Genomic DNA, 4927 nt, shown 5'->3' with positions numbered 1-4927 from the left:
CCCCACCCCCCCCCACGGCCGCTGCGCCCCGCGCTTCCGCTTGTTCCGCACCGCACCGATCTGGTGCCGCTTTCCGCCGTTCCGCCGCGTTCCGCTGTGTAATGGCCGCATACATTCGCGGCCGGGAGTCCGGAGGCAGCCATGGCAGCGGCAGGGCGCGGTGGTCGGCGCGGCGGACGCCCCACGCTCGAGGAGGTGGCGGCGCGGGCCGGCGTCGGCCGGGGCACCGTCTCCCGGGTCGTCAACGGCTCGCCCCGGGTGAGCCCCCGTACGCGCGCCGCCGTCGAGCGCGCCATCGCCGAGCTGGAGTACGTACCGCACGGCGCGGCCCGCGCGCTGGCCGCGGACCGTACCGACGCCGTCGCGCTGGTCATCCCGGAGCCCGAGACCCGGCTGTTCGCCGAGCCGTACTTCTCCGGGATCATCCGCGGGGTCGGCGCCGGGCTCGCCGACACCGACCTCCAGCTGCTGCTGATCCTGGTCCGTACGCCCAAGGAGCGGCAGCGGCTGGGCCAGTACCTCGCCGCGCACCGCGTGGACGGCGTGCTGCTGGTCTCCGTGCACGCGGACGACCCGCTGCCCGACCTGCTGTCCCGGCTGGAGCTGCCCGCGGTGCTCAGCGGCCGCCGCTCCGCCCGCGAGACCGTGCCGTACGTCGACTCCGACAACACCGGCGGGGCCCGGGCCGCGGCGCGGCACCTTCTGGAGCGCGGCCGGCGGACGATCGCCACGATCGCCGGGCCGCCGGACATGTACGCGGCACAGTGCCGGCTGGCCGGCTACCGGCAGGCGCTGGAGGACACCGGGCACGACCCGGACGAGGCGCTGATCGTCCCGGCGGACTTCACGGAGGACGGCGGGCGGCGGGCGATGGCCGCGCTGCTGGACCGCCGCCCGGACGTGGACGCGGTCTTCGCGGCCTCGGACGTGATGGCGGCGGGGGCGCTGGCGGTGCTGCGGGAACGCGGCCGGCGGGTGCCGGAGGACGTGGCGCTGGTCGGGTTCGACGACTCGGCCGTCGCGCGCCACCTGGTCCCGCCGCTGAGCAGTGTGCGGCAGCCGATCGAGGAGATGGGCCGGGCGATGGCCCGGGTCCTGATCGAGGAGATCGCCGAACGCTCCCGCGAGCGCCCGCAGCTGGTCCTGCCGACGGAGCTGGTCGTCCGCGAGTCCTCGTGACCGCCGCCCGTACGGTCAGGAAGCGCTGCCGCGCACGCTCTCCCGGAAGGCGATCGGCGTGACGCCCGCCCGGTGCAGGAAGTACTTGCTGAAGTTCGTCGCGTCCTCGAAGCCGAGGCGGCGGGCGATCCCGGCCGCCGGCAGGTCGCCGTGCGCGAGCAGCCGCTTGGCCTCCAGTACGACCCTGCGGTCGATGAACTCCTTCGCGCCGATCCCGGCGGCGGCCTCCGCGGCGCGGGAGAGCGTACGCGGCGAATAGCCCAGCGCCCGGGCGTAGTCCGCGACCCGCCGACTGGCCGCGAAGTCCCGCTCGACGGCGTCCCGGAAGCGCAGGAACGTCGCCGTCGCCGCGCAGTCACCGGCGTCGTCCGCGACGTCCCGCACCAAGTGCGCGGCGCGCAGCACCAGTACGGACAGCAGATGCCGCAGCACCTCCAGATGCGCCTCCAGCGGCAGCCCGCACAGCGCGCCGAACTCGCGGTGCAGATGGTCCAGCGCCGCCCGCGTCGCCGCCCCGGCCGCCTCCTCCGGATGCCGCACGGCCGGGCCGTACCAGTCCTCCAGACGGGCCGCCGTGGCTGTCGCCGGATCGAGGAAGCCGGACTCGAAGAGCACGAGGACGCCCGCCGCCTCCGTCAGGTCCCCGAAGTGCTGCACCTGGCCCGGCCGTACCCACAGCCAGTCGCCCGGCGCCAGCTCGTGCGCGCGGAAGTCGACGGTGTGGGAGAGCCGGCCCGCGTCCAGCGCGAGGAGGTGGTGGAAGCCGGGGCGGTGCGGGACGGCCAGCGCGCAGGCGTCGGCCCGCGCGCGCAGCTCGGCGAGCGTCATGACCTCCACGCCCGCGGGCCGCCCGGCCGGCGCCGAGAAGGTGACCTCGGGGATCTGCTCTTGTCGCTTTTCCACCATGACTCGTCCCGCACCTACCCCGAAATGCCTAGCTTTTCCCTCTAGCGTAGAAGACGTCAGCGCGGCTGATGGCAGAAAACCGCAAGGAGTAGAAGGAGCACCCCCATGTCCAAGATCGCCCTGTTCGGCGCCAACGGCGCCATCGGCAGCCGCGTCCTCGACGAGGCCCTGGAGCGCGGCCACGAGGTCACCGCGGTGGTCCGGGACCCCGCGAAGCTCACCAGAACCCACCCGAAGCTCACCGTGACCGCCGGTGACGTCCTCGACCCGGCCGCCGTGACCGCGGCCGCCGCGGGCCAGGACGTACTGATCAGCGCGGTCGGCGGGGGCGACGGGCCCGGCCACCTCGCCACCATCAAGCCCTCGGCCGAGTCCCTGGTGGCCGGCCTGCGGAAGCTGGGCGCCGAAGCGCCGCGGCTGATCGCCGTCGGCGGCGCGGGGTCGCTGCGCACGCCCGACGGCAAGCAGGTCTGGGACGCGGACGGACTGCCGGAGTTCCTGCTGCAGATCATGCACGCGCACGGCGACGCGCTGGACTTCTACCGCACCGTCACCGACGTGCGCTGGACCAACCTCAGCCCGGCGGCGCAGATCGCCCCCGGCACGCGTACCGGCGGCTACCGCACCGCCACCGACGACCTGGTCACCGCGGCGGACGGCAGCAGCCGGATCTCCACCGAGGACTACGCGGTCGCCCTCCTCGACGAGGTCGAGCAGCCCCGCCACATCGGCGAGCGCTTCACCGTCGGCTACTGAGCCGCCGGAGCCGCACCCCGGCCCGGCGCCGGCAGGTGCCGGGTGAAGAAGGAGCGGACGTGGTGCCGCACCGCGGGCACCGTCCGCGCGGGACCGGCCGTGCCCACCAGCGCGGCCCGGCCCGCGGCCGTCATCAGCCCGGCGGCCTCCAATTGGGGCGCCGTCGCCGCGAAGTCGGTGAAGGACCAGTGCGCGGCGCCGTCCAGCCGCCGGCGGAGCACGTGCCGCGGCGAGCGGCCGAGCAGCGCCGACCAGCCGCGCTCCAGGCCCGCGCGGTCCGCGAAGCCGTCGGTGCCCAGCAGGAGCAGCGGCCGGTCCACCCCGTGCGCCGCCACCGGGAACAGCTCGCCGTCCTGGCCGGGCGCGCCCCCGGGGTGGTCCAGATAACCCTCCAGATCGACCGCCGCGGCGATGCGGCGGTCCTCGTACAGCGCCTCGGCGACCGCCGTGCCGCCCGCCGAGTGCCCGTACGCGCCCACCCGCCGCAGGTCCAGCGCCCGCCCGAGGCCCGCGGGCAGCGGCCGCCCCGCCGCGTCCGGGTTCCGCCCGGCCGCCACGACGGCCAGCCGGCCCTGTACGAAGCGGAGGTCGGCGAGGCGCGTGTCGAGGGCGGTGCGGAAGAGCCCCGGGTCCGTCCGCGGATCGCCCCGGAAGACGGTCGCCCGTACCGCGTCCCGGTACGCCGTCCGGTACGGGAACTCCACCGCGCAGGCGTCGCCGGGGTGGTCGACGGTCACCACGACGTACCCGTGGCTCGCCAGGTCCTCGGCGAGGGTGGTGCCCAAGGTGCGCGGGTCGCCGCCGCCCGGGCTGTACAGCAGCACCGGTCGCGGTACGGGCTGCGCGGGCGCGCCCCGGTGGGAGTGGGTCCGGGTGGCCGCCCAGTCCACCCCGGCCTTCGGCAGTTCCGGGTGCATGAGGGGAGCCAGCGTCCCGAACAGCTCCGCCGCGCCGTCCGTCAGCTGCCGGGCGACCGGGTGGCCGTGCACGGCGGCGGCCGGGTAGTACACCGTGGCCATCACCTCCCGTACGGGGATCGCCGGGTCCCACGGGTCGCGCCGGGCGCGGTCGACCAGGTACAGCGTGGTGACCCCGGTCCGGTGCGGGCCGGTCGGCGCCGGCAGCCGCAGGGTCATGCCCCCGGCTGCCCCGGCCGGTACGGCGACGGCGCCGCCCGCGGCCAGCAGCGCGGCGGTCAGTACGAAGGTTCTGCGCAGCACGGTTCCCCCTTGTGTCGTGGGTCGGCCCCTGCGTGAATGGCGGGGCGTGCTCCGCATGCTGGCGTCCGAGGGGGAGGCCGGGCGAGGGTTCAGGTCCTGCCCGAAACGATGGCGCGGGGCGACCAGGGGGAGTAGTGATCCGGATCCACTTCACGGCCGCCGACTTCGCGCGGGTCCGGTTCGCGGCCCGGCCGGCCCCGCTGCAGGAGCTGAACGTGGCGCTCGGCATGATGTGCCGCCCCGATCAGCGGCTGCTCTTCGGGCGCTGGCGGCAGCGGCTGCTGCGGTCCCTGCCGGCCGCCACCGGGGCGCTGCGCGAGCTGATCCCCGGTACGCAGGCCCCCGCCTTCATCGACAGCTCCAGCGACAGCCTCGCCGAGGGCTGGGACGCGCTCCGCGCGTCCCGCCCCGCGTTCGTCCGCGCCGAGATCGCGCGGGTGCACGCCGGGCGGACGGCACCGCCGCCGTGGGTGCGTGGCCTGCACGGGGGCGACGACGACGCCTGGGAGGTGCTGCGCCGCGCCCAGTACGCGGCCTTCGACACGGTGCTGCGCCCGGTGTGGCCGCTGGTGCAGGACCTGCACCGGGCGGAGTTCACCCGGCACGCGCTGGCCGTCGCCGAGCACGGTGTCGGCGCCGCGCTCACCGCGCTCGTCCCCGGCACCCGGCTGTGCGGCGCCGTCTGGGAGCTCGACGGGTCCACCGGGCGGGACATCGAGCTGCGCGGCCGCGGCGTGCTGCTCCTGCCCACCTTCCACTGGAGCGGCCACCCGCTCCTCTCCCGCCTGCCCGGCCGCCCGCTGGTCGTGACGTACCCGGCGGGGCCGGGCGTGCCGCTGCCGCGGGACGGCGCGGGCGGCGCCGAC

General features: G+C 76.1%; 5 protein-coding genes. 3 read left to right on the top strand and 2 right to left on the bottom strand.

All coding sequences use genetic code 11. From position 1 onward, the window contains the following. Positions 1-141: 141 nt before the first annotated feature. Entirely contained in the window at positions 142-1179 is a 1038-nt protein-coding gene (locus ABT381_RS35060) for a LacI family DNA-binding transcriptional regulator (RefSeq protein ID WP_351601941.1), read from the top strand. A 15-nt stretch (positions 1180-1194) separates the two neighbouring features. On the opposite strand, the gene ABT381_RS35055 is transcribed toward ABT381_RS35060, so the two are convergent. Beyond that, positions 1195-2085, bottom strand: a complete 891-nt coding sequence (locus ABT381_RS35055; RefSeq protein WP_351601938.1) for a helix-turn-helix domain-containing protein — start codon at positions 2083-2085, stop codon at positions 1195-1197. Between the two features lie 105 nt (positions 2086-2190). On the opposite strand from ABT381_RS35055, the gene ABT381_RS35050 reads away from it, so the two are divergent. Continuing rightward, complete coding sequence (locus ABT381_RS35050) at positions 2191-2841, top strand: NAD(P)-dependent oxidoreductase (protein ID WP_351601935.1); 651 nt, start codon at positions 2191-2193, stop codon at positions 2839-2841. Here ABT381_RS35050 and ABT381_RS35045 read toward each other — a convergent pair. Beyond that, entirely contained in the window at positions 2835-4061 is a 1227-nt protein-coding gene (locus ABT381_RS35045) for an alpha/beta hydrolase (protein ID WP_351601932.1), read from the bottom strand. The genes ABT381_RS35050 and ABT381_RS35045 overlap by 7 nt on opposite strands. Positions 4062-4195: 134 nt before the next feature. Between ABT381_RS35045 and ABT381_RS35040 the strand changes: the two genes are divergently transcribed. Then, positions 4196-4927: ArsR family transcriptional regulator (locus ABT381_RS35040; protein ID WP_351601929.1), on the top strand; the 732-nt coding region annotated here is incomplete at its 3' end.

This window comes from Streptomyces sp. NPDC000151, from assembly GCF_040301705.1.
In the GTDB taxonomy this organism is placed as follows: Bacteria; Actinomycetota; Actinomycetes; order Streptomycetales; family Streptomycetaceae; genus Streptomyces.
The sequence above is the reverse complement of the archived record's forward strand: the minus strand, read 5'-3'. Positions and strand labels throughout refer to the sequence as shown.

What these genes read in the sequence shown, in the direction of transcription:
- ABT381_RS35060 (WP_351601941.1), top strand. Translation starts at nt 142, where the DNA reads ATGGCAGCGGCAGGGCGCGGTGGTCGGCGCGGCGGACGCCCCACGCTC.
- ABT381_RS35055 (WP_351601938.1), bottom strand. Translation starts at nt 2,085, where the DNA reads ATGGTGGAAAAGCGACAAGAGCAGATCCCCGAGGTCACCTTCTCGGCG.
- ABT381_RS35050 (WP_351601935.1), top strand. Translation starts at nt 2,191, where the DNA reads ATGTCCAAGATCGCCCTGTTCGGCGCCAACGGCGCCATCGGCAGCCGC.